Raw genomic sequence first — 24,850 nt, 5'->3', positions numbered from 1 at the left:
CGCCATCGGGAGGCAGCGCCGGCACGGGGCGGCAAGCCTGGCGGTACGCGGGCGGCGGCCAAAAAATGGCAGAATGTAAGCAGTATCCATCCTGAGGAGATTTCCATGAGCAAAGCACCTGCGTCCGTTTCCAAGTCAGGCAGCCGCACGGTGGCCCCCGGCGCTATTGACCACAGCCAGGAACTGGGCCACGGCAACAGCCCGGCCGCCTGGACCTGCGTCATCGTCATGCTCGTAGGCGCGCTCATCGCAGCCATCGCCTTCGTCATTGCCAGCACCCCCATCTTCATTGGCGGCATCGCCGTCATGGTCGTCGGCCTGATCCTCGGTTTCATCATGCGCAAGGCAGGCTACGGCGTTGAGGGCAGCAAGCTGAAAAACTCCGGCCACTGATGGCGACTGTTCTCGACGACATCAACGCCGGTGTCAGGGAGGATATGGCGGCCAGGAAACGGCTCGTTTCCCTGGCCGAGCTGAAGGACCTGGCCCGGGCCGCGGCACCTGCCCGTGACGCCTGGGCCGCCCTCGGCGGAACCTCCCCAACCCGGGAACAGCTGAAAGTCATTGCCGAAATCAAGCGCCGCAGCCCCTCCAAGGGTGATCTCGCCAGCATCGGCGATCCGGCCTCGCTCGCCAGGCAGTATGCCGACGGCGGTGCCGCCGTCATCAGCGTCCTCACCGAGCAGCGCCGCTTCAACGGGTCCCTGGCCGACCTCGACGCCGTCCGCGCCGCCGTCGACATCCCGCTGCTGCGGAAGGACTTCACGCTCGACGAGTACCAGATCTGGGAGGCCCGTGCCCACGGCGCCGACCTTATCCTGCTCATCGTGGCGGCCCTTTCGGACGCGCAGCTCTCCGAATTCAGCGCCCTCAGCGCCGAACTTGGCATGAACGTGCTCGTGGAAACCCACACCGAAGAGGAAATCGAGCGTGCCGTCGCGGCCAACGCGCGGATCATCGGCGTCAACGTCCGCAACCTGAAGACGCTCGACGTCGACCGTTCTGTCTTTGCCTCACTGGCGGGGCTGATTCCAGCCGAGGCAGTGGTGGTTGCCGAGTCCGGGGTCCGCGACGCCGGCGACGTCACGCATTACGCCGGCAGCGGCGCCAACGCGATACTGGTGGGCGAGGCCCTGGTAAGCCATGCCACGCCCCGGGAACGCATCGCTGAGTTCACTGCCGCGGGTGCCGCCGCCATCGCCGCCCGCGGCTGAGGCTGAGGCACACCTCCACGCCTTCCTGCGGGTGCCGGCGCACGCCGGCCCCGCAGCACAGGCACACCATCCGGCCCAGCCGGAACAGCACACTTTTGACCAACCAACATGGAACAGGACAGGACTGATGGCTGACGCACCCTCAGGAAACGCTGACAACAACACCGCGGAAGCATTCCTGCAGGGCGGATCCCTCCGCCACGCCCCGGGGCCGTACTTCGGCAACTACGGCGGGCGATGGATGCCGGAGTCCCTCATTGCCGCCCTGGACGAACTTGAAGAGACCTTCAACAAGGCCAAGGACGATCCCGAATTCCGGGCGCAGATTACGGACCTGAACAAGAACTACTCCGGCCGGCCGTCCCTGCTGACAGAAGCCAAGCGGTTCTCCCAGCACGCCGGGGGAGTGCGGGTGTTCCTCAAGCGCGAGGACCTCAACCACACCGGATCCCACAAGATCAACAACGTCCTGGGCCAGGCCCTGCTGGCTAAGCGGATGGGGAAGACGCGCGTCATCGCCGAGACCGGTGCCGGCCAGCACGGTGTGGCCAGCGCCACCGCCGCCGCCCTGATGGGCCTCGAATGCGTGGTCTACATGGGAGCCGAGGACTGCCGCCGCCAGGCGCTCAACGTGGCCCGGATGGAACTGCTCGGCGCCACCGTCATTCCGGTGACCAGCGGATCCCAGACGCTCAAGGACGCCATCAACGAGGCCCTGCGCGACTGGGTGGCGAACGTTGAAAACACCCACTACCTGCTGGGCACCGCCGCCGGTGCCCACCCGTTCCCGGCCATGGTCCGGTATTTCCACGAGGTCATCGGCGAGGAGGCCCGCGCCCAGATCCTGGAGCAGGAAGGCCGGCTCCCGGACGCTGTCTGCGCCTGCATCGGCGGCGGCTCCAACGCCATCGGCATCTTCCACGGGTTCCTGGACGACCCCTCCGTGAAGATCTACGGCTTCGAGGCGGGCGGCGAGGGCGTGGAGACCGGCCGGCATGCCGCCACGATCACCCTGGGCAAGCCCGGTGTCCTGCACGGCGCCCGCTCCTACCTGATGCAGGACGACGACGGGCAGACCATCGAGTCGCACTCCATTTCCGCGGGCCTGGACTACCCCGGTGTTGGCCCGGAGCACTCCTACCTGTCCGACATCGGACGGGTCAGCTACGAGCCCATCACGGACGCCGAAGCCATGGAGGCCTTCCGCCTCCTGTGCCGCACGGAGGGCATCATTCCAGCCATCGAGTCCTCGCACGCGCTGGCCGGCGCCATCAAGGTGGGCCAGCGGATGGCCGCGGAGGACCCGGCCTCGGCCGCCGAAAGGATCGTGATCGTCAACCTGTCCGGACGCGGTGACAAGGATGTGGCCACCGCCGCCGAATGGTTTGACCTGTTGGACAAGAATTCCGCCGAATCCGAGATCGGCAAAGAGGGGGAGCAGCTGTGAGCAGCGCAGAGATGGCCGGCAAGGCAGAGACGACCAGCAAGTCGGCAGCAGCGATTGACAGGGCACGGTCCCAGGGACGCTCCGCCCTCATCGGCTATCTCCCCGCAGGCTACCCAAGCGTGGAAGACACCATTGCCGCAGGCATAGCCCTGGCGCAGAACGGTGCCGACCTGATCGAAATCGGCATTCCGTACTCGGACCCCGTCATGGACGGCCAGGTCATCCAGGCCGCCACCACCGAGGCACTGGCCAAGGGCTTCCATGTCAGCCAGGTGTTCGACGTCGTCGCCGGCATCACCAGCAAGACCGACGCCGCCGTCCTGGTCATGACCTACTGGAACCCGGTGGTCCGCATGGGCGTGGATGAGTTCTCGCGCCGGCTGGCAGAGGCCGGGGGAGCCGGGCTCATTACCCCGGACCTGATCCCGGACGAGGCCGCCGAGTGGATGGCAGCCTCGGACAAGTACGGCCTGGACCGCGTGTTCCTCGTGGCGCCGTCCTCCACCGGGGAGCGCATGCAGCGGACCGTGGACGCGAGCCGCGGGTTCGTGTACGCCGTCTCCATCATGGGTGTTACCGGCGCCCGTACGTCCGTCAGCACCGCAGCCAAGGGCGTCGTGGCCGCCGCGCACGGTGCCGGCGCCGAACGCGTCTGCGTCGGACTGGGTGTCTCCACGGCAGACCAGGTCCGGGAAATCGCAGCCTACGCCGAAGGCGTCATCGTTGGCACCGCCCTGGTCGCGGCCCTCCGCGACGGGGGAGTGGACGCGGTCGGCGCCCTCACCAAGGACCTGAGCACCGGCCTGGCCCGGGAAACGGGCATGGCACAGGGAACCGGGGCCTAGGACATGCAGCCACTCCTTCAGGCAGCCACACTGGCCCCTGCTTTGGTGCCAGCCGGCATCCCCAGCCCGGACTGGTCCGGTTTCGACATTCCCCTGCCGTGGGGCAGCCTGCGGATCCACGCCTATGCTCTGTGCATCCTGGCGGGCATCGTGGTGGGCCTCTGGCTGACGTCCGTCCGCTGGGCCAGGCGCGGCGCCCCTGAAGGCAGCGTCTGGGACATCGTCATTTGGGCCATCCCCTTCGGCATCATCGGGGGCCGGCTCTACCACGTGGTGTCATCACCGGATGCCTACTTCGGTCCGGGCTTCGACGGCACCGGAGACCTCTCACTTATCCCGCAGATCCAGCGCGGCGGCCTGGGAATCTGGGGTGCCGTCGTCCTTGGCGCCCTTGGTGCGTGGATCGGCTGCCGCCGCAGCGGCGTGAAGCTGAGCGCTTTCGCCGACGCCGCGGCACCCGGCCTGCTCCTGGCACAGGCCATCGGGCGGTGGGGCAACTACTTCAACCAGGAACTCTTCGGCGGTCCCACCACGTTGCCGTGGGGCCTGCAGGTTGACGCCGACAACCCCAACTTTCCCGCCGGCATGCCCGCGGACACCCTGTTCCACCCCACCTTCCTCTACGAGTCGCTGTGGAACCTTGCCGGCGTCCTGATCCTGCTGGCCCTGGACCGGCGCTTCAACTTCCGCCGGAGCCGGCTCTTCTGGCTGTACGCCATGTACTACACCCTGGGGCGCGTCTGGATCGAGGCGATGCGGATCGACGACGCCGAGCAGATCAGCATCTTCGGCATCACCACCCGTCTCAACGTGTGGACCAGCATCTTCGTCTTCGTGCTGGCCCTGGCCGCCTTCATCCTCCTGGGCCTGAAGGGCCGCCCGGAGCCGGACACCGTGTACCTTCCGGGCCGGGAACCGGAGAAACCGGCGGTGCCGGGAGGGGATGCCCCGGCCAGTCATGACGTCCGTGATCCGGACGATGTTGTCTCAAATAGTGATTCGCGTGGTAATCTCCCTGATAACCACAGCGGTTCCAGGCATGCTTCCGACCCCACGGAAGAAGCCGCGGCAGCACCGGCCGGCTCAAAGCCCGGAACGGATGCAACGGCTGCCGGACACTCCGGCAGCACAGCCACAGGACCCGCACCGGAGGCCGGCACCGGTAAGTAAGGCGCCGGCCGGGCAGGGCAGCAGAGCCACCGCTCGAAGCGCCCGGAAACCACAATGTCGTGGCATGGGGCACCGTCCGGCCAGCAGAGACATGCTGGGTGGCGATGCCTCGGGCAGGGGCCTGCGTAACCGTTAGTTCAGCAGGCTGCGCTGACCTACAATTTCCAGTAATCAACACTTTGTTGTGCCCACCGCAGCGGCGCCCGACGAGTGGGGCCAACGGTGTCCCTTCCATACGCACGATCAGGAGGAAGGACGTCTCCCATGACCCAAACTCTTAACACGCCCAGCTGGTCCGAACCGGACCAGCCTGAGACTGCAATGTCGCCGTTCAAGCGCTTCGCAGCCATGCCGGAGGCCGCCGGGCTCTACAACCCGGAACAGGAGAAGGACGCCTGCGGACTCGCGATCATCGCGACCCTTCGCGGCGAACCCGGGTACGACATCGTCGACGCCGCCCTGACTGCCCTGCGCAACCTCGAGCACCGCGGTGCCGTGGGTGCCGATGAGGGCACGGGCGACGGCGCGGGCCTCCTCATGCAGATCCCGGACGAGTTCTTCCGCGCGGTTACCGAGTTCGAACTGCCCGCTCCCGGCCAGTACGTTGCGGGTACGGCCTTCCTGCCTGCGGAGCAGCGCGAAGCCGACGCCGCCAAGGCAGGCATCGAAGGCCTGGCCGCCGACGAGGGCCTCAAGGTCCTCGGCTGGCGTGAAGTGCCGGTGGTTGCCGACCTCGTGGGCGCCATGGCCCGTGCCTGCATGCCCTACTTCTCCCAGCCTTTCCTGGCATCCGCCAACGGGGAGGAACTGGACCGCAACGAGCTGGACTCCCGCGCCTGGCGTATCCGGAAGCGTGCCCAGAACAAGTTCGGTGTGTACTTCCCCTCGCTGTCCTCCCGCACCATCGTCTACAAGGGCATGCTCACCACCGCCCAGCTTGAGCCGTTCTACCCGGACCTCTCCGACAAGCGGTTCAAGACCAAGCTCGCGATCGTGCACTCGCGCTTCTCCACCAACACCTTCCCGTCCTGGCCGCTCGCGCAGCCGTTCCGGACCATCGCCCACAACGGTGAAATCAACACCGTCAAGGGCAACCGGAACTGGATGCGGGCCCGCCAGTCCCAGCTGGCCAACCCGCTGCTGGGTGACTCGCCGGAAGAGCTGTACCCCATCTGCACCCCCGGCGCTTCGGACTCCGCGTCCTTCGACGAGGTAGCCGAGCTCCTGTGGCTGTCCGGCCGGCCCATCACGCACTCGATCATGATGATGATCCCGGAGGCCTGGGAAAACCACGCCACCATGGATCCGGCCCGGCATGCCTTCTATGAGTACCACTCCCTGCTGATGGAACCGTGGGACGGCCCCGCCGCCGTCTCCTTCACCGACGGCAACCTGGTGGGTGCCACCCTTGACCGCAACGGGCTGCGCCCGGGCCGGTTCTGGATCACCGAGGACGGCCTGATCGTCTTCGCTTCCGAGGTGGGCGTGATCGACGTCGAGCCCTCCAAGGTGGTCAAGAAAGGCCGCGTGTCCCCGGGCAAGATGTTCCTTGTGGACACCGACGCCGGCCGCATTATCGACGACGAAGAGGTCAAGGCAGAGGTTGCCGCCGCCAACCCGTGGGCGGAGTGGGTCAAGGACAACCTGATCGACCTCAACGACCTGCCCGAGCGTGAGCACGTGGTCCACACGGCCGCGTCCGTGAACATCCGCCAGCGCACGTTCGGCTACACCACCGAGGAACTGAAGATCCTGCTGGGCCCCATGGCCCGCACCGGCGCCGAGCCGCTGGGCGCCATGGGCTCCGACACCCCGGTGGCCGTGCTGTCCAAGCGCCCGCGCCTGCTCTTCGACTACTTCGTGCAGTCCTTCGCGCAGGTCACCAACCCGCCGCTGGACGCCATCCGTGAAGAACTTGTCACGTCGCTGACCTGCGCCATCGGACCCAACGGCAACCTGCTGGACACCAAGCAGGTCCGCCAGCCCCAGGTCCAGCTGCCGTTCCCCGTGATCAACAACGACCAGCTCGCCAAGATCGCCAACATCGAGGACGCCGATGGCTTCCGCGTCGCAATGAAGGTCCGCGGGCTGTACCGCCCTGAAGGCGGCGAGAACGCGCTCCGCGCCAGGCTCACGGAAATCTGCGAGCAGGTGTCCGGCGCCATCAACCGCGGCGTGCAGTACGTCGTGCTGTCTGACCGCGACTCCAATGCCCAGTGGGCGCCCATCCCGTCCCTGCTGCTGGTCAGCGCCGTGCACCACCACCTGCTGCGCAGCGCCAACCGCACCAAGACCGCCTTGGTGGTCGAGGCCGGGGACGTCCGCGAGACGCACCACGTCGCCGTCCTCATTGGCTACGGCGCGTCCGCGGTCAACCCCTACCTCGCCATGGAATCCGTGGAGCAGCTCATCGCTGCCGGCGACGTCACCGGCGTCACCCCGCAGGACGGCGTCTACAACCTGATCAAGGGCCTGGGCAAGGGCGTCCTGAAGATCATGTCGAAGATGGGCATCTCCACGGTGGCCTCCTACACGGGCGCCCAGACCTTCGAGGCGCTTGGCCTGGGCCAGGAACTGGTTGACGAATTCTTCGCCGGCACGCACTCCCAGCTGGGCGGCGTGGGCCTGGACGTCATCGCGGCTGAGGTTTCGGCGCGCCACCAGATGGCGTACCCGGACGGCGGCATCGAGCAGCCGCACCGCCCCCTGCTGGGCGGCGGCGAGTACCAGTGGCGCCGCGACGGCGAGCCGCACCTGTTCAATCCGGAGACCGTCTTCCGGCTGCAGCATGCCACGCGTGAGCGCCGCTACGACATCTTCAAGGCCTACACCAAGGGTGTGGACGACCAGTCCACCAACCTGATGACGCTCCGCGGCCTGCTCAAGTTCAAGAACGAGCGGCCGCCGGTTCCCCTTGAGGAAGTGGAGCCGGTCTCCAGCATCGTCAAGCGGTTCTCCACGGGAGCCATGAGCTACGGCTCCATCTCCCAGGAGGCGCACGAGACGCTGGCCATCGCCATGAACCAGCTGGGCGGCAAGTCCAACACCGGTGAAGGCGGCGAAGACGTGGAGCGCCTGCTTGACCCCAAGCGCCGCTCTGCGGTCAAGCAGATCGCGTCCGGCCGTTTCGGCGTGACCAGCCTTTACCTGACCAACGCCGATGACATCCAGATCAAGATGGCCCAGGGCGCCAAGCCCGGCGAAGGCGGCCAGCTGATGGCGCAGAAGGTCTACCCGTGGGTGGCCCGTACCCGCCACTCGACGCCCGGCGTCGGACTGATCTCCCCGCCCCCGCACCACGACATCTACTCCATCGAGGACCTCGCGCAGCTCATCTACGATGCCAAGCGCGCCAACCCTTCGGCCAGGGTGCACGTCAAGCTCGTCTCCGAAGTGGGGATCGGCACCGTGGCGTCCGGCGTGACCAAGGCCAAGGCCGACGTCGTGCTCGTTTCCGGCCACGACGGCGGGACCGGCGCGTCGCCGCTGAACTCGCTCAAGCACGCCGGTGTCCCGTGGGAGCTCGGCCTGGCCGAGACCCAGCAGACGCTGATGCTCAACGGCCTGCGCGACCGCGTTGTGGTGCAGGTGGACGGCCAGCTCAAGACCGGCCGCGACGTTGTTATCGCCGCACTGCTGGGCGGCGAGGAGTTTGGCTTCGCCACCGCTCCGCTGGTGGTGGAAGGCTGCATCATGATGCGCGTCTGCCACCTGGACACCTGCCCGGTGGGCGTTGCCACGCAGAACCCCGAATTGCGGGCGCGCTTCAGCGGCAAGCCGGAGTTCGTGGTCAACTTCTTCGAGTTCCTGGCCGAGGAAGTCCGCGAGATCCTGGCGGAGCTTGGCTTCCGCAGCCTCGAAGAGGCCATCGGCCATGCCGAGGTCCTGGACGCCCGCGAAGCGGTCAACCACTGGAAAGCCGACGGCCTGGACCTGGACCCCATCCTGCACGGCCTGGAGTTCGACGACGACGCGCCGCTGCGCAACATGACCGGCCAGAACCACGAGCTGGACAAGCACTTCGACCAGCGCCTGATCACCATGGCCACCGAGGCCCTGACCGACCGCAGCCCGGTGAAGATCACCGTCGACGTCATCAACACCGACCGTTCGGTGGGCACCATGCTGGGGCACGTCGTGACCAAGACCTTTGGCACCGATGTACTGGCCACGGATACGATCGACATCACGCTGAACGGCACCGCCGGCCAGTCCCTGGGCGCCTTCCTGCCCGCAGGCATCACCCTGCGGCTGTTCGGCGATTCGAACGACTATGTGGGCAAGGGCCTCTCCGGCGGCCGCATCATCGTCCGGCCGGACCGGACCAACGTGTTCAAGGCCGAAACGAACGTCATCGCCGGCAACGTGATCGGCTACGGCGCCACCAGCGGTGAGATGTTCCTGCGCGGCCAGGTGGGCGAACGCTTCCTGGTCCGCAACTCGGGTGCCACCGCCGTCGTCGAAGGCATCGGCGATCATGGCTGCGAGTACATGACCGGTGGCCAGACGCTGATCATCGGCCGGACCGGCCGGAACTTCGGCGCCGGCATGTCCGGCGGCACCGCCTACGTCCTGGACCTTGACACTGCCAAGGTCAACAAGGACGCCCTGCAGTCCGGCGAACTCCAGCTCCGCGAGCTGGACGCCGAGGACCGCGACATCGTGCACGGCCTGCTGGTCAAGCACGTGGAAGAAACTGACTCCCAGCTGGCGGCGCGCCTCCTCGAGAACTTCGATGACACCGCCGCCCGCATCACCAAGGTACTGCCGCGCGACTACGCGGCCGTGCTGCAAACCCGTCTCGACGCCATCGAAGAGGGCCTTGACCCGGACGGCGAAGAAGTATGGTCTCGAATCCTGGAGGTGACCGGTGGCTGATCCACGCGGATTTCTGAAAGTACGCCAGCGTGAAACCCAGCCACGCCGTCCCGTTCCCGTTCGCATCATGGACTGGAAAGAGGTCTATGAGGCGCAGGAAAAGGGCACGCTGAAGGCCCAGGCTGGGCGCTGCATGGACTGCGGCATCCCGTTCTGCCACCAGGGCTGCCCGCTGGGCAACCTCATTCCCGAGTGGAACGACCTCATGTGGCGGGACAAGGGCGAGGAAGCAATCGAGCGCCTGCACGCCACGAACAACTTCCCCGAGTTCACCGGCCGGCTATGCCCCGCGCCCTGCGAGGCGTCCTGCGTCCTGGGCATCAACCAGCCCGCCGTCACCATCAAGCAGGTGGAAGTCTCGATCATCGACGAGGCCTGGGACAACGGCTGGGTCAACCCGCTGCCGCCCGCCCGCCTGACCGGCAAGACCGTTGCGGTGGTCGGTTCCGGGCCGGCCGGCCTGGCCGTCGCCCAGCAGCTCACCCGCGTGGGCCACACCGTTGCCGTCTATGAACGGGACGACAAGATCGGCGGCCTGCTGCGCTACGGCATCCCCGACTTCAAGATGGAAAAGGAGCAGGTGGACCGCCGCGTCGAGCAGATGAAGGCGGAAGGCACCCGCTTCCGGACCGGCGTCTCCGTGGGCACCGACGTCACCTGGGAGCAGCTGCGCCGGCGCTACGACGCCGTTGTGGTCTGCACGGGTGCCACCGTTCCGCGTGACCTGCCCATCCCGGGCCGCAACCTGGACGGCGTCCACTTCGCCATGGACTACCTGGTGCCCGCCAACCGCGTGGTTGCGGGGGAGACCCTCGAGAACCAGATCAACGCCCACGGCAAGCACGTGGTGATCCTGGGCGGTGGCGATACCGGAGCGGACTGCCTGGGCACGGCGCACCGTCACGGCGCCGCGTCCGTCACCACCCTGGCCATTGGCAAGCAGCCGCCGTCGGAGCGTGCCAGCCACCAGCCTTGGCCCACGTTCCCCAACCTGTTCGAGGTGGCCAGCGCGCACGAAGAAGGCGGCGAACGCACCTACCTCGCCTCCACCGTCGAGTTCGTTGGCGAAAACGGCAAGCTGACCGGCGTGAAGGTGGCCGAGACCGAGTTCGTCGATGGCAAGCGCCTCCCGAAGGCCGGCACCGAGCGGATCATCCCGGCCGACCTGGTGTTCCTCTCGCTCGGCTTCACCGGCGCTGAACCTGCCGGCATCAACGAGCAGGTGCACGCCGAGTTCGACGGCCGCGGCAACGTGGCCCGCGACGGCTACTACATGACCAACACCGAAGGTGTCTTTGTTGCCGGTGACGCCGGCCGAGGGCAGTCCCTGATCGTGTGGGCCATCGCCGAAGGACGCGCCGCTGCTGCCGCCGTGGACAAGTACCTGATGGGAAGCACCATCCTTCCCGCTCCCGTAGCGCCGACGGACCGCGCCATCGCCGTCCTCTAACCGCAGCCCCGGGGGATGCACCGAGGGTTCACCTCGCAGACAACTTAACCAATGCAAGAGACCAATAGGGTAGGTATATGAGACGCGCAAAAATTGTGGCTACATTTGGGCCGGCAATCGCCAGCTACGAAAACACCCTCGCGGTGCTGGAGGCCGGCGTTGACGTCGCCCGCATGAACATGAGCCACGGCGACTACACCGTGCATGACAACACGTACGAGAACGTCCGCAAGGCCGCCGCCGATCTTGGCAAGGCCGTCGCCATCATGGCTGACCTGCAGGGCCCCAAAATCCGCCTGGGCCGCTTCGTGGATGGCCCGCACGCCCTCGCCGTGGGTGACATTTTCACCATCACCACCGAGGATGTTCCCGGCACCCAGGAGATCTGCTCCACCACCCTGAAGAGCCTCACCGACGACGTCAAGGTGGGCGACGCGCTGCTGATCGACGACGGCAAGGTGGCACTTCGCGCCATTGAGGTCGACGACGTCAAGGTAGTCGCCGAGGTGACCGTCGGCGGCATGGTGTCCAACAACAAGGGCATCAACCTTCCCGGCGTGGCCGTGAACGTCCCCGCGCTGAGCGAAAAGGACGAGGACGACCTCCGCTGGGCCATGCGCCGCGGCGTTGACCTGGTGGCATTGTCCTTCGTGCGTGACGCCTCCGACATCAGCCGCGTGCACGAGATCATGGATGAGGAAGGCCGCCGTGTGCCGGTCATCGCCAAGATCGAAAAGCCGCAGGCCGTGGAGCAGCTGCCCGAGATCATCGACGCGTTCGACGCCATCATGGTGGCCCGTGGCGACCTGGGTGTGGAGCTTCCGCTGGAGGAAGTGCCGATCGTGCAGAAGCGCGCCATCGAACTGGCCCGCCGCTGGGCCAAGCCGGTCATCGTGGCAACCCAGGTCCTGGAATCCATGATCGACAACCCACGCCCCACACGTGCAGAGGCTTCCGACTGCGCCAACGCCGTCCTTGACGGTGCGGACGCCGTGATGCTCTCCGGCGAGACCAGCGTGGGCAAGTACCCGATCGAGACCGTCAAGGTTATGGCCCGGATCATCGAGTCCACCGAGGTCCACGGCCTGGAGCGCGTCCCCCCGCTGGGGACCAAGCCCAAGACCCGCGGTGGCGCCATCACCCGTGCCGCCGTCGAAATCGCCGACCAGCTGGACGCCAAGTACATCTGTGCTTTCACCCAGTCCGGCGACTCCGCACGCCGCCTGTCCCGCCTGCGTCCCATCAAGCCCGTCTTCGCGTTCACTCCGGTGGAGCAGGTCTGGAACCAGCTGGCGCTGACGTGGGGCATCCAGCCGGTGCTCGTCCAGATGGTGGACCACACCGATGCCATGACCGCCCAGGTTGACCGCAGCCTCATGGAGATGGGCCTGGTCCAGGACGGTGACCTGGTGGTCATCGCCGCCGGGTCCCCTCCCGGAAAGGCCGGTTCCACCAACTCCCTGAAGGTGCACAAGGTGGGTGACCTCGCCGACTCCACTTATGCGGGTGAAGTCAGCAGCAACAAGGAAAAGCTCGGCCCCTGGCCGGAACGGAAGAAGAAGGCCTAGTCCTTTAAGGCTGAAAAAGGGAGGATCCCCACCGGTTGGTGGGGATCCTCCCTTTTGTTTGTTTCGCTTTTGTTTGTTGTGCTGGGACTTAGTTGACCTGGTTGATGATGGTCTCGGCAACCTCGCGCATGCTGAGGCGGCGGTCCATGGAGGTCTTCTGGATCCAGCGGAAGGCTTCCGGTTCGGTGAGGCCCATCTTGGTGGTCAGGAGGCTCTTGGCGCGTTCCACGAGCTTGCGGGTGGCGAACTGCTCCTGCAGGTCGGAAACCTCGCCCTCGAGGGCCTTGATTTCCTCGTGGCGGGAGAGGGCGATCTCCAGGGCGGGGATGAGGTCCGCCGGGGTGAACGGCTTCACCACGTACGCCATGGCGCCGGCGTCGCGGGCACGCTCCACCAGTTCCTTCTGGCTGAAGGCGGTCAGCAGCACCACGGGAGCAATGCGGGCCTTGACGATCTTCTCGGCGGCGGAGATGCCGTCCATGACAGGCATCTTGACGTCCATGAGGACCAGGTCGGGCTTGAGTTCCTCGGCGAGCTGGACGGCTTTCTCACCGTTGTCCGCCTCACCCACGACGTCATATCCTTCGCCGCGCAGGATCTCGATGATATCGAGGCGGATGAGGGTTTCATCCTCAGCCACAATGACGCGGCGCGCCGGCTGGGACGTGGGCTTGGAATCCGTCTGTTCAGTCACGGGATCTCCTTGAAAAGGTACGGCGGGACATCACTATCTTAGGTGCCACCGCGGCTGTACTTGGCTTGCAGGGTTTGTTTGCGGCGACGGCGGCGCGATTCTGGAATTCAGCCTATCTGCATGTAGAGTGATTCCGCGTACGTGAAGCGATCGCGTTGCTCACAGTCAGCTGTGGGCGTACTTTCCTCCACGTAATCCGCGCCCGAGTGGCGGAATTGGCAGACGCGCCGCACTCAAAATGCGGTATCGAAAGGTGTGTGGGTTCGAGTCCCACCTCGGGCACAGCATATCCCCTCGTCAGAGGGGTTTTTGCTTTAACGTGTGTACAAAGCTTGTGGTGGCGTCCCTCTGACGCTAGATGCGCGGGCTGTGGCCTGGCCGCCGCGGAGCCTGTTCAGGTGTGTGGGGTGGCGGGTTCAAGTCCCTGGCTGGTGGGCCTTCCGCCTGCTGAAGTGGCTTATATGGTTCCTCGTTCCGGTTCTTTCGGGTTGGCCGGGGGTGGCCTACACCTGTTCAGGTGTCAGGGAAGCGGGGACGACATGACTTCGGCGATCTCGCTAATGGGCGCCCCTGGGAGGCGGTCTTAGGGCGTGCCCGCGAGAGGCGCGGCCCGAGGTTTGTCCTGCCAAAGAGGGTGTGGACAGTGTCCACACTTACGTCTGCTTTGTTTGATCGCCGGGCGGAAGACTGACGTAGCGATTTTAGGGGTTGCTGGCGGTGCCTGGTGTCCTGACAGCGCAGGCAAGCCGCCTAACAGCCGGCAGAAGGACAACAGCGAAGCCGGCTCCTCAAGAGCGCGGGGGAGGAGCGCTCCATGACCAACGGGCAGGAGCGGACCGATAACTGGCACCTTGAGTGTTTGGACGGCGGGCAGTTACTCCCGGTGCTGCCGCCCTCTAACCTGGCACTTCGCCGGGCTGTTCCGCCGATTGGTCCGCTCTGATACTCGACGACCTGATATGGACCAAATGAAGAACAGGCTTAACAGATGTGTTCCAGTTCTAACATTCTGGAACATCCCATAGATGGGTTGCAAGGTGGTCTACCTGTGCGGCATCGCGAGCAGGCCGGCCGTTTCGTTGTTCCTAACCAGGTCGTGCAGGGCGATGTATCAGGGTGTGCCGGGGCATCAAAGGTCACTTTCCCTTTAGTTGAGATAGTCCCAAGTGAGACAGGTTGTTGAGACGCCATCGTTCTCTGGAACCGCTCCGTGTGACTCGCAGGGATAAATGGCGGTGTTTTGTTAGCGATCTGTGTCGTACCGCTGCCGGTGGGTTAGGTCGTCTCGTAGCATTCGTGCGCGGACGTGGTCAGCTTCGATGCGGGTTCAACTCGGGTGATTCTTCGAACCTGTATCCCTGTCCGGCTGCTGTGATGAGGTGTTTGGGGTGTGCGGGGTCGGTTTCGAGTTTGCGGCGCAGTTGGGCCATGTAGACGCGCAGGTATTGCGTTTCTTCCTTGTAGGCCGGTCCCCATACTGTCTGAAGGAGTTGGCGCTGGGTGATGAGTTTGCCGCGGTTGGCGACAAGCAGTTGCAGGACGTCCCATTCGCGTGGGGTGAGGTGGACGCGTTCGCCAGCGCGGGTGACGGTGGCCGCGCCGAGGTCGATGAGGAGGTTGCCTGTTTCGATCACCCCGCCTGGCGAGGAGTGGGCGGAGCGTCGTTCGACGGCGCGGAGCCGGGCGAGGAGTTCGTCGAGGCCAAAGGGCTTGGTCACGTAGTCATCAGCGCCGGCGTCAAGAGCCTCGACCTTGTCCGTTGATCCCTGTCGAGCCGAGAGAACGACGATCGGCAGTTCAGACCAGCCCCGGATGCCCCGGATGACGTCGGCGCCGTCCATGTCTGGCAGTCCAAGGTCGAGGACGATGACGTCCGGCGGGTTGGACGCGGCCAGGCGCAAGGCTTCGGTGCCGTTGGATGCGACGGAGACGGCGTAGCCTTCGGCGCGGAGGTTGATCTGCATTGCACGCAGGAGTTGTGGCTCGTCGTCGACCACGAGGATGCGCTTCATCGTCCCTTTCTTGTCCTGCCCTTGCAGGGTTAGTCCTGGGGTCCAACGTACAGTGGCACGCGCAGGACCATTGTGAGCCCGCCGCCGGGTGTCTGCTCGGCGGTTAGTTCGCCGCCCATGGCTTCGAGGAAGCCCTTCGCAACGGCCAGGCCGAGCCCGATCCCGGCCCTGTTGCTTTCGTCTCCGAGACGCTGAAAGGGCTGGAACATGGCCAGGACACGCTCGGCGGGCACGCCGGTGCCGTGGTCGATGACGCGCAGCTCGCTCACGGGCCGGTCGCTGGCGCCGGGGGCGAGGAGGCCGCCGGTGGTTGCGACGATGACGATATCGCTTCCCGGCGCGTACTTGACGGCGTTCTCGACGATGTTGGCCAGTGCCCTTTCGAGGAGTCCACGGTCGCCGTCGAGCGCCGGGAGGTTCGGGGCGAGATCGACGCGCACGGAGTTCGGTGGGAGTTCCCGGACAACTTCGGAGACGACATCGAGCCAGGTCACGGGCTCATGGAGGATTGAGAGGGCTTCGCTGTCGATGCGGGACATGTCCAGGAGGTTGCCCACGAGGTTCTCGAGCCGGGACGAGTAGTCGTCGATGGTGTCGATCATTTCTGCCTGCTCTTCGGCCGTGGTTTTGTTGCGCTGCCGTCGGAGTGCGGTCACGGCGAGACGGATGCCGGCAAGCGGAGTGCGCAGGTCGTGGGAGACGGCGCGCAGGATGGAGGTGCGGATCCGGTTGGCCTCGCCGAGCTTAACGGTCTCGCGCAGGCTGAAGGTGAGCTGCTGCCGTTCGATCAGTGCTGCGAGGTGGGCTTCGAAGGCCGCGAGCAGCCGGCGTTCCCCGCCGCTGAGCGGCTTGCCCTTCCATGCGAGCGTGAGGCCGCCACCCAACCGGTCGGAGCCGTCGGCCTCGTCGTTGGTCCCTGGGGCATCGGTTCCGGTCTGTGCCAGGACCCTCGACGTTCCGGCGTCGTCGGCGAGGACGCTCACGGCGGACAGTTGGAACTCTTCCCGGAGCTGGTCGAGGAACTCCTCAGGACCCTGGTCGCGTGCGAGAGAGCCGCGGGCCAGGTCGCTGAGGGTACCGGCTTCAGCGCGGGCGGTGGAGGCGTCCTGGGACCGTCGGGTGGAGACGCCGATGACGAGGGAGAAGGCGACGGCGACGGCGAGGAAGACGAGGAGGGCGAAGACGTTTTGGGGATCGCTGATGGTCAGGGTTCCCACCGGCGGAGTGAAGAAGTAGTTCAGAAGGAGGGAGTCGAGAACGGCGGCGACGGCTGCCGGCCACAGGCCACCAACAAATGCGACGGCAACGACCGCGCACAGGTGGGCAAGGGCTTGGGTCGTGAGGTTCAGACCCGGGAAAGGCAGCAGCGCCGCGGTCATGAGGACCGGGGCGATGACCGCGAGGGTGTACCCGATCAGGGTGCGGGTGCGCCCGAGCACCGGTGTGAGCCGGAACTTGGGGCTCCGGCCGGCAAGAGGGTGGGTGACCATGTGCACGTCGATCTCGCCGGAGTCCCGCACCACAGACACGCCCACGCTTCCTGCCCCGAGGAGCTGCTGGAGGCGGGTATGACGGGAGACGCCGACCACAATCTGGGTGGCGTTGACGCTCCGGGCGAAGTCGAGCAGGCTGCCGGCGACATCGTCCCCGGCGAGCTGGTGATAGCTTCCGCCAAGATCCTCGACGAGCTTACGCTGCAGGGCCAGGGACTGCTCTGAGCCTTCGGCCAGTCCGTCCGGCCTCCGGACATGGACGGCGAGCAGGTCGCCGCCACTAACCCGGGAGAGGATGCGTGCAGCACGCCGCAGCAGAGCCTCGCCTTCAGGGCCGCCGGTGAGCGCGACGACGACGCGTTCCCGGGCGGGCCAGGTTTCATCGATCTTGTGCTGCTGCCGGTACTGGGCAAGTCCTTCCTCAACGCGGTCGGCGAGCCAGATCAGCGCCATCTCGCGCAGCGCGGAGAGGTTGCCGAGCCGGAAGTAGTTGGCGAGGGCCGCATCAATTTTTTCCGGCGCATAAACGAGCCCGGAGCTCAGTCGCTGCCGGAGGACCTCGGGCGGAATGTCCACCAGTTCGATCTGGTCGGCTTTGCGCACGATCGCGTCGGGGATGACTTCCTGCTGGCGCGCTCCGGTGATGGACGCGACGACGTCGTTGAGTGACGCGAGATGCTGGACGTTGACAGTGGTCAGCACGTTGATCCCGGCGGCGAGGAGCTCGTCGACGTCTTCCCAGCGCTTGGGATGCCGACTACCCGGGGCGTTCGTGTGGGCGTACTCGTCCACGAGGGCCGTGTGCGGTTTCCGGGCCAGCACGGCGTCGACATCCATCTCCGGCAGCTGCGTGCCGCGGTACTCAATGCTGCGCAGCGGGATCTGCTCAAGCCCTTGGGTGAGTGCCGCCGTCTGGGCCCGCCCGTGGTCCATCACGACGGCGATGACGAGGTCGTCGCCCGCCGCAGCCATCCGGTGCGCTTCCTCGAGCATGGCGTAGGTTTTGCCGACGCCGGGGGCGGCGCCGAGGAAAATGCGCAGAGTTCCGCGGTCCATGGTCCCGATTCTTCCAGCCTCCGTCTCTCCGGGGTTCTATTGGACGCGTGCGCCGATGGCGAGGTTGAGCCTGGTCGTGTTGACTGCGGGCTGGCCGAGCAGGCCCGCAACCGGTGTGCTGGTGGCGTCCGTAATGAGCTTGTCGATCTCGGCGGAGCTCAGGCCGGTGGCCCGGGCGACGCGCGGCGCTTGGAGCTGGGCGTAGGCGGCGGAGATGTCCGGGTCCAGGCCCGAGGCGGAGGCGGTGGCGGCGTCGACCGGCACGGACGCCGCCGGGACGCCCTCCCGCGCCGCGACCATCGCGCGTTCTTCCTCTGCGGCCTTGGCTCGGGCTGGGTCCGATGGGCCAAGGTTGCTCGCCCCCGATGCCGAGGGGTCCCACTTGACCGCGGACGGGCGCGGGTGGAAGAACCGGTCCTCGCCGTCCGGCACGGACTGGGCCATGAGCGTCGACGCGGCCGGGCGGTCGTTGAGCCGGGCGATTGACCCGTTGGCCTGGCCCGGGGCCATGCCTTGGCCGGCGCCGAAGATCACCAGCGGGTAGAGCACTCCGAGGAGGACTGTGGCTACGGCAAGGAAGCGCAGTGAGGTGCCGAGTTGGCGGAGGTAGGCGTTCATGGGGTCCCTTTAGTGCAGGCCGGGCACGATGGCCAGGAGCAGGTCGATGAGCTTGATGCCGATGAACGGGATGATGATTCCGCCGACACCGTAGATCAGCAGGTTTCGGCGCAGGGCCTGCTGCGCCGTCACGGGCCGGTAGCGCACGCCGCGCAGGGCGAGCGGGACGAGCAGCACGATGATGACCGCATTGAAGATGACCGCGGAGAGCACCGCGCTTTTGGGGCTGGTGAGACCCATGACGTTGAGCACGGCCAGCCCCGGGTAGGCCGCGACGAACAGGGCCGGAATGATCGCGAAGTACTTGGCGATGTCGTTCGCGACGGAGAACGTGGTGAGCGAACCGCGGGTGATCAGCAGCTGCTTGCCGATTGCGACGACGTCGATGAGCTTCGTGGGATCGGAGTCGAGGTCGACCATGTTGGCGGCTTCCTTGGCGGCCTGGGTGCCGGAGTTCATCGCGACGCCGACGTCCGCGGCGGCGAGGGCCGGTGCGTCGTTGGTGCCGTCGCCGGTCATGGCTACGAGCTGCCCGGCGTCCTGCTCCTGCCGGATGCGGGCGAGTTTGTCCTCGGGTGTGGCTTCGGCGAGGTAGTCGTCCACCCCGGCTTCGCGGGCGATCGCTGCCGCTGTGAGTTTGTTGTCGCCGGTGATCATGACGGTCCGGATGCCCATGCGGCGCAGTGCCGCGAAGCGGTCGGCGATGCCCGGTTTGACCACGTCCGCGAGGTGCACCGTCCCCAGTACCCGCGGCCGGCCGGCGTCGTCGAGCGCGACGACCAGGGGGGTGCCGCCGTCGCGGGCGATGCGGTCGACGTCGTCGTTGACTTCCTCAGGCAGGACGCCGTCGAGGTCGTACACCCAGCGGCCCACGGCCGAGGCTGCGCCCTTGCGGTAGCGGCGGGGGCCATCGTCGAGTCCGCTCATCCGGGTTACCGCGGTGAATTCGACGGCCGTGACGGCCCCGGGCCGCAGGCGGGCGAGCTCGTCGAGTCCCGGGCCCGTGGCGCCGCGGTCGATGGCAAGGTCCACGATGGAGCGGCCTTCGGGGGTTTCGTCGGCGAGGGAGGACAGCCGTGCCGCTTCGATGAACTCGTCCCCGGGTATCCCCGGTGCGGGGAGGAAGTCCACGGCGCGGCGGTTGCCGAAGGTGATGGTGCCGGTCTTGTCGAGCAGCAGCGTGGTGATGTCCCCGGCGGTTTCGACGGCGCGGCCGCTGGTTGCGAGGACGTTGTGCCTCACGAGCCGGTCCATACCGGCGATTCCGATGGCCGGGACGAGCGCGCCGATCGTGGTGGGGATGAGGCATACCAGCAGGGCCACGAGCACGACCGGCGAGGGGACGCCGCCGGCGAGGTTGGCGAACGGCACCAGGGCGACAGTGACGGCGAGGAAGACGATGGTGAGGGCCACGAGCAGAACGTGGAGGGCGATCTCGTTGGGGGTTTTCTGCCGCTGGGATCCTTCGACGAGGGCGATCATCCGGTCAATGAACGTCGAGCCCGGTTCTGCGGTGATGCGTACGACGATCCGGTCCGAGATGACCTTCGTTCCGCCGGTGACCGCGGAACGGTCGCCACCGGATTCGCGGATCACCGGCGCCGATTCACCGGTGATCGCGGACTCGTCGACCATTGCCAGGCCTTCGACGATTTCACCGTCGGATGGGATGACGTCACCGGTCTCGCAGATGACGAGGTCGCCCTTCCTCAGGTCCGGGGCCGGGACCTGTTCTTCGGCCTCTCCGCGGAGCCGGCGGGCTGTGAGGCCTTCACGCCCTGCGCGCAGGCTGTCTGCCTGGGCCTTGCCGCGTCCTTCGGCGAGGGCTTCGGAGAAGTTGGCGAACAGGACGGTCAATAGCAGCCACGCCGTGATGACGATGCTGAAGACGGCGGCCGGGCTGCCTTGGGCGATCTGAAAGCCGCAGGCCACGGCAGAGACTGCCGTGCCGACCAGGACGGTAAACATGACCGGGGATCCGGCCATCTGCCGCGGGTCGAGCTTGGTGAACGACTGGGGGATGGCGGCGAGGATGAGCCGGCGGTCGAAGGCCTTGCGGCGTTTGTAGGCATGGCCGGAGAGCTCGGTCACGCGGGGGGCCGGGACATGGCCCGGTGCACCGTGCGGCGGCGGGGTGGGGACGTCCCGCTGCGGATTATGGGTGGTGGTCATCGGAAGGTTCCTTCGGCGATGGGTCCCAGCGCGAGTGCCGGGAAGTAGTTCAGGGCGGTGAGGAGGAACGTGACAGTGCCGAGGAGCCCGGCGAACAGCGGCCCGTAGGTCGCCAGTGTCCCGGGCGAGGGCGGGATGGGCTCCTGTGCTGCGAAGCAGCCGGCCAGGGCGAGGACCAGCAGAATCGGCACAATGCGGCCCAGCCACATCGCGGCCGCCATCAGGGATGACAGCAGGGGCCCGGAGGTGGTGATCCCGCCGAAGGCGGATCCGTTGTTGTTGGCGCCGGAAGTGAACGCGTAAAGGAGTTCGCTGAACTGGTGCGGCCCCTGGGCCGGGGCCTGTGCCACGGCGTCCGGGATCAGGGCGGCGGCGCCGGTGAGCACCAGCACCAGGACCGGGGTCACCAGCAGGTACAGGGCAGCCAGTGTCATGTGCCGGGTCTGGACCTTCTTGCCCAGATACTCCGGTGTCCGCCCGACCATGAGCCCGCCGAGGAACACCGCCACGATCGCAAGGACAAGCATGCCGTACAGGCCAGAGCCGACCCCGCCCGGTGCGACCTCACCGAGCATCATGTTGAACATCGCCATGCCGCCGGCCAGGGGTGGCAGCGAGTCGTGCGCCGCGTTGACCGCGCCGGTGGACGTGAGGGTGGTCGCCGTCGCGAAGATGCCGCTGGCCGCCGGCCCGAAACGCTGCTCCATGCCCTCGCCCGTGTTCGGGGCAGCTGAAAGCGTCCAGGCCATGACCGTCATGGAGAGCAGCCACAGCGCACCCATCACCGTCAGGACCGTGTAACCCTGCTTCCGGTCACCCACCATGCGCCCGAACGTATAGGGCAGGGCCGAGGGGATCAGCAGAAGCAGGAAGACTTCGAAGAGGTTCGTGAACGGCGTCGGGTTCTCGAACGGGTGCGCCGAGTTCGCGTTGAAGTACCCGCCGCCGTTCGTGCCGAGCTCCTTGATGGCCTCCTGGCTCGCGACCGGGCCGCCCGGAATCGTCTGGGAAACCCCGGTGACAGCGTTATGCACCTCGGTCGGCCAGAAGTTCTGGACAACACCACCGACCATGAGAAGGACGGCTGCAACCGCCGACAGCGGCAGCAGGACACGGAACATCAGGCGCGTCAGGTCCACCCAGAAATTGCCCAGTGAACCGGAGCCACGGCGGGCAATCCCGCGGATAAGCGCGAACGACACCGCGATACCGGCCGCAGCCGACACGAAATTCTGGACCGAGAGGAAAGCCATCTGCACCACGAACCCCAGAGTCGTCTCGGGCACGTAGACCTGCCAGTTGGTGTTGGTCACAAAGGACACGGCGGTGTTCATCGCCACCCACGGGTCCACGCCCGCGGCCTGCCCCCCGGACAGCAGCGGCTGGATCCGCTGCGCTACGTAGAGCAACAGGACGCCTGCGATCGAAAACGCCAGGACACTGCGGGCGTAGGCCTTCCAGGTCTGCGAACTGTCAGCCCCCACACCGGTTGCGCGATAGACCCAGCGCTCCAGGCGCAGATGACCGGTGTCGTCAGCGACCCTGGCAAGGTACGCACCGAGCGGGCGGTGCACGGCTCCGAGCGCCACGATCAGGATCGCTATCTGGGTGATGAACGAGAGGACGTTGAACTGCATGGCTCAGCGGCCTCCCGGGCGGAACAGCTGGTCCACGAGATACACGCACAAGGCCAGGGCCACCAGGCCCAGAACCGTCCACGCAATGACTTCGCCATTCATTTCCCGTCCACCAGCCCCGACAGCGCGGACAAGCACCATACGGCCAAGCCCGCCAGCACAAACAAGATCGCCACGACGGCCACATCGGCCATGACACACCCCTTCCACGGCAGCACCCTGCCGCCATGGAATCAGTGAACACCGGCCCCGTGGGCCCGGACAGGTCCTTAATACCTCCCTAACGGTTCGGGCCCCGATCCTTACGCATCCTTAACACCGTCTGCCTTTACTGGCGATATCCCCGGGAGCGACACTGATTCCGTGAAGATCCAAGAGTGGCGGCCCCTGGTCACCGACGAAACCAGGAACTGGCTAATTGCCCACAACGGGGAACCCCTCAACCCGCAGGTCAGCGCGGACATCCTTGTTGCCACACGCGGTGCCACAGAACCCGAATGGTGGGCAGGTGACTCGGCTGATGGACACCAACTGACCGACGCCGCCACGGACTGGATCGAAACCATCGCCAACGGTGAGGACCCCGCGCCGATCATCTAGGCAGTACCGAGTCTTGCACCACGAATTGCTGTCTCATCTAAGTACAGTTTTTCGAGACACGGCCGTCACGTCGATGAGGATCGAAGGAACCGGCGTCCTGCCGGGCCGCCGCGTGTCTTGGAAAGATGTCTCACCGTGGATCGTCTCAGGCGGGTGCCGACCGGGGGTTTCTGAGGCACAATGACCGGGTGAGAGAACTTGGGTATACGTGTGACTTTCGGCGATAAATGGCGGCTTTTTCGCGGCGCTATTTGGCGCTTGGTGCAGCCCGCAAGGGGATCCTCTACCGGCCGGATCGAGTCTCATCAGGCAGAATCCTGGGTTAGCTCCCGTGATCTCGGTCGCGCCCGTCAAAGAATGAGTTTCATCCGCGGAGCAGACGTCAAAACGAACCCCTCCTTGTCGTAGAGGCCCTGTCCCACCTCCGTTGAACTGAGGTCCACCCGATCTGCATCGATCGACCTGGCCCATTCGATTACGTCGCGGACCAGAAGGGTTCCGTACCCGCAGCCACGGTGCTCGGGAAGAGTGATGACATTCGCGAGCCGGACGGTTCGCCCGTGGACACACATATGATTGGGAACGCCCAGTTCAAGTGTGCCGATTGCGGTTGCGACGATTTCGCCACCGATGTCGACGACCGGGAACCGAGCAGCGCTGGAGTCGCCGACGTGGCGGGCGAACCACTCTTGAGCGTGGCTCCTCCACGGCTCGTCGGCAGCAGTCGCGGCCTCATCAAAGAGCAGCGCCCACAGCCGTAAGAGTTGTGGGCCGTCACGGGCGGTTGCGATTCGGAGGGAACGACGCGAACTGTTCATTGAAGAGAATCCTAAGTGCCCGACAGACGGGCTTGCCTATATCCGGTTCCGCCCCGATGAGTGCGCCCCCGCGTGTCATCAACGTGAAGGTGCACCTCTAGTCGCGCTCTATTGTGACGAACCGGTATAGCGTTACGATGCGAAGCGACGAGACTCGCTGGCCTCTGTGTTTGAGGTTGTTTTCGACTTTGGTCCGTTTAGCCATCCTTCACCGGACGGTGGCCTACGTCGAGTCTCAGCCCGGATCGGCTTGGTATCAGTTCGGTTCCAGTAAAAAGCAACTGGGGCATTCCGCAGGAGGCGGGATTATGCTTCGGCAATGGGGAACATGGAAGAACGGAAAGTCCAGCCGCGCTGGATGAATTGGTTATGGCTGATTGCAGCGATCCCGGTTGGTTCGGGTGTCGCATGGATAGTCAGAAACTTCAGCCCGATAGCTCCCGATGCGTTGGCCGTGCCTGTAGCCTGCGTCGTGGTCTTTGCTATGGCGATAGCTGTTTCCTCTCGGAAGAGCCACAAAAGGTTGAACGGCAACGAGCCCTCCCACCCGTCAGGGTCGCGGCTCGAGTGAATCGCTAGACGGCCTATCCGCCTGGTACACAGTGGCGCTCGGTAGACGATCGTCTACCGGGCGGCTTTAGCTGTGGAGGCTTAGCTATCGAGTATGCGACGTTTGGCCGCGGAAAATTCTTCTGCGCTGAGGGCACCCCTCGAATAGAGGTCTGCTAGAAGGGCAAGATCCGCTGCAACCGAATCCCGTCCGGTGCTTCCGTTCTTTACATGGCGCTTGCCAGCCCGGCCAGGAGCAGCCGCCACATCCTTCGTTCGGCTCTTTGTCATTGAGTACAAGACGAGCATGATGGCGCCAAGAACCGCTACTGCAATCCCAAGCGGCATGGATAAGTAGGAATGGAAGACGTTCCCTATGATCGCGATGGATACTCCCGCGCAAACCAGACCGACGCCAGATACCCAGCGGGCGGTCTCACGAAGGGGGTGCTTTCCCTTGAACTCAAACAAGTACCCGTCGGCAGGACCGGGTACCGCGTGCTCGTTCATGTGCTGAAGCGTAGCCCCAACTTAGATTATTGAACATCCCAGTTTTCGTGGGAGTCCCACAGCCACCCGGTAAGGGATCGCTTAACGGCCGGTGGGAGAGGTCTCAAGAAAGTTCCCTA

Annotated in this window: 19 protein-coding genes and 1 tRNA gene; 10 read left to right on the top strand and 10 right to left on the bottom strand. The window is 65.8% G+C overall.

Annotated elements, in window-relative coordinates; genetic code table 11:
* Positions 1-105 precede the first annotated feature (105 nt).
* The 8 genes from QFZ57_RS16210 (at position 106) to pyk (ending at position 12,572) form a co-directional block, all read left to right on the top strand.
* Positions 106-393, top strand: coding sequence for an HGxxPAAW family protein (locus QFZ57_RS16210; RefSeq protein ID WP_306631544.1), 288 nt, complete (start codon positions 106-108; stop codon positions 391-393).
* The gene (trpC, locus tag QFZ57_RS16205; RefSeq protein WP_306631543.1) at positions 393-1,214 is read left to right on the top strand and encodes an indole-3-glycerol phosphate synthase TrpC; all 822 of its coding nucleotides are present in this window, start codon (positions 393-395) and stop codon (positions 1,212-1,214) included. Before QFZ57_RS16210 ends, trpC begins: the two co-directional genes overlap by 1 nt.
* Before the next feature lie 127 nt (positions 1,215-1,341).
* Positions 1,342-2,661, top strand: coding sequence for a tryptophan synthase subunit beta (gene trpB, locus QFZ57_RS16200; RefSeq protein ID WP_306900947.1), 1,320 nt, complete (start codon positions 1,342-1,344; stop codon positions 2,659-2,661).
* Between the two features lie 11 nt (positions 2,662-2,672).
* Positions 2,673-3,506 (top strand): tryptophan synthase subunit alpha, encoded by an 834-nt coding sequence (gene trpA / locus QFZ57_RS16195; RefSeq protein WP_306901601.1) that lies wholly within the window; start codon positions 2,673-2,675, stop codon positions 3,504-3,506.
* 3 nt (positions 3,507-3,509) lie between these two features.
* A complete protein-coding gene (gene lgt, locus QFZ57_RS16190) occupies positions 3,510-4,676 on the top strand; it encodes a prolipoprotein diacylglyceryl transferase (RefSeq protein ID WP_306900946.1) in 1,167 nt (388 codons plus the stop codon).
* A gap of 264 nt (positions 4,677-4,940) precedes the next feature.
* Positions 4,941-9,554 (top strand): glutamate synthase large subunit, encoded by a 4,614-nt coding sequence (gene gltB / locus QFZ57_RS16185; RefSeq protein WP_306900945.1) that lies wholly within the window; start codon positions 4,941-4,943, stop codon positions 9,552-9,554.
* Entirely contained in the window at positions 9,547-11,004 is a 1,458-nt protein-coding gene (locus tag QFZ57_RS16180) for a glutamate synthase subunit beta (protein ID WP_306900943.1), read from the top strand. Before gltB ends, QFZ57_RS16180 begins: the two co-directional genes overlap by 8 nt.
* 77 nt (positions 11,005-11,081) lie before the next feature.
* Complete coding sequence (gene pyk / locus QFZ57_RS16175; RefSeq protein ID WP_306631538.1) at positions 11,082-12,572, top strand: pyruvate kinase; 1,491 nt, start codon at positions 11,082-11,084, stop codon at positions 12,570-12,572.
* An 88-nt stretch (positions 12,573-12,660) separates the two neighbouring features.
* Here pyk and QFZ57_RS16170 read toward each other — a convergent pair whose 3' ends face one another.
* On the bottom strand, positions 12,661-13,266 hold the full coding sequence (locus QFZ57_RS16170) for an ANTAR domain-containing response regulator (protein WP_306631537.1): 606 nt from the start codon (positions 13,264-13,266) through the stop codon (positions 12,661-12,663).
* Between the two features lie 200 nt (positions 13,267-13,466).
* On the opposite strand from QFZ57_RS16170, the gene QFZ57_RS16165 reads away from it, so the two are divergent.
* Positions 13,467-13,548, top strand: a tRNA-Leu gene (locus tag QFZ57_RS16165).
* 1,028 nt (positions 13,549-14,576) lie between these two features.
* Here the strand turns inward: QFZ57_RS16165 and QFZ57_RS16160 are convergent.
* The 6 genes from QFZ57_RS16160 to QFZ57_RS16135 are packed head-to-tail and all read right to left on the bottom strand — an operon-like array spanning position 14,577 to position 22,356.
* A complete protein-coding gene (locus QFZ57_RS16160; protein WP_306900942.1) occupies positions 14,577-15,278 on the bottom strand; it encodes a response regulator in 702 nt (233 codons plus the stop codon).
* A gap of 29 nt (positions 15,279-15,307) precedes the next feature.
* Positions 15,308-17,827 (bottom strand): sensor histidine kinase, encoded by a 2,520-nt coding sequence (locus QFZ57_RS16155; RefSeq protein ID WP_306900941.1) that lies wholly within the window; start codon positions 17,825-17,827, stop codon positions 15,308-15,310.
* 36 nt (positions 17,828-17,863) lie between these two features.
* Positions 17,864-18,445, bottom strand: a complete 582-nt coding sequence (gene kdpC / locus QFZ57_RS16150) for a K(+)-transporting ATPase subunit C (protein ID WP_306900940.1) — start codon at positions 18,443-18,445, stop codon at positions 17,864-17,866.
* 9 nt (positions 18,446-18,454) lie between these two features.
* Positions 18,455-20,617 carry a potassium-transporting ATPase subunit KdpB gene (gene kdpB, locus QFZ57_RS16145; protein ID WP_306900939.1) on the bottom strand — a complete coding sequence of 721 codons (2,163 nt, stop codon included), beginning with the start codon at positions 20,615-20,617 and terminating at the stop codon, positions 18,455-18,457.
* Positions 20,614-22,254, bottom strand: coding sequence for a potassium-transporting ATPase subunit KdpA (gene kdpA / locus QFZ57_RS16140; protein WP_306900938.1), 1,641 nt, complete (start codon positions 22,252-22,254; stop codon positions 20,614-20,616). Before kdpA ends, kdpB begins: the two co-directional genes overlap by 4 nt.
* A gap of 3 nt (positions 22,255-22,257) precedes the next feature.
* Complete coding sequence (locus QFZ57_RS16135; protein ID WP_306900937.1) at positions 22,258-22,356, bottom strand: potassium-transporting ATPase subunit F; 99 nt, start codon at positions 22,354-22,356, stop codon at positions 22,258-22,260.
* Positions 22,357-22,617: 261 nt separating this feature from the next.
* Between QFZ57_RS16135 and QFZ57_RS16130 the strand changes: the two genes are divergently transcribed.
* Positions 22,618-22,854 (top strand): hypothetical protein, encoded by a 237-nt coding sequence (locus QFZ57_RS16130; RefSeq protein ID WP_306900936.1) that lies wholly within the window; start codon positions 22,618-22,620, stop codon positions 22,852-22,854.
* Between the two features lie 350 nt (positions 22,855-23,204).
* Here the strand turns inward: QFZ57_RS16130 and QFZ57_RS16125 are convergent, their stop codons facing one another.
* The 3 genes from QFZ57_RS16125 to QFZ57_RS16115 all read right to left on the bottom strand — a co-directional run bounded on the left by QFZ57_RS16125 (position 23,205) and on the right by QFZ57_RS16115 (position 24,731).
* Positions 23,205-23,672 carry a GNAT family N-acetyltransferase gene (locus QFZ57_RS16125; RefSeq protein WP_306900935.1) on the bottom strand — a complete coding sequence of 156 codons (468 nt, stop codon included), beginning with the start codon at positions 23,670-23,672 and terminating at the stop codon, positions 23,205-23,207.
* Between the two features lie 306 nt (positions 23,673-23,978).
* Positions 23,979-24,206: a hypothetical protein gene (locus QFZ57_RS16120; protein WP_306900934.1), complete on the bottom strand. Its 228-nt coding sequence runs from the start codon at positions 24,204-24,206 to the stop codon at positions 23,979-23,981.
* 117 nt (positions 24,207-24,323) lie between these two features.
* Complete coding sequence (locus tag QFZ57_RS16115) at positions 24,324-24,731, bottom strand: SHOCT domain-containing protein (RefSeq protein WP_306900933.1); 408 nt, start codon at positions 24,729-24,731, stop codon at positions 24,324-24,326.
* Positions 24,732-24,850: the final 119 nt, after the last annotated feature.

The organism is Arthrobacter sp. B1I2, assembly GCF_030816485.1.
Classification (GTDB): Bacteria; Actinomycetota; Actinomycetes; order Actinomycetales; family Micrococcaceae; genus Arthrobacter.
This window is presented reverse-complemented; position numbering and strand designations above follow the sequence as displayed.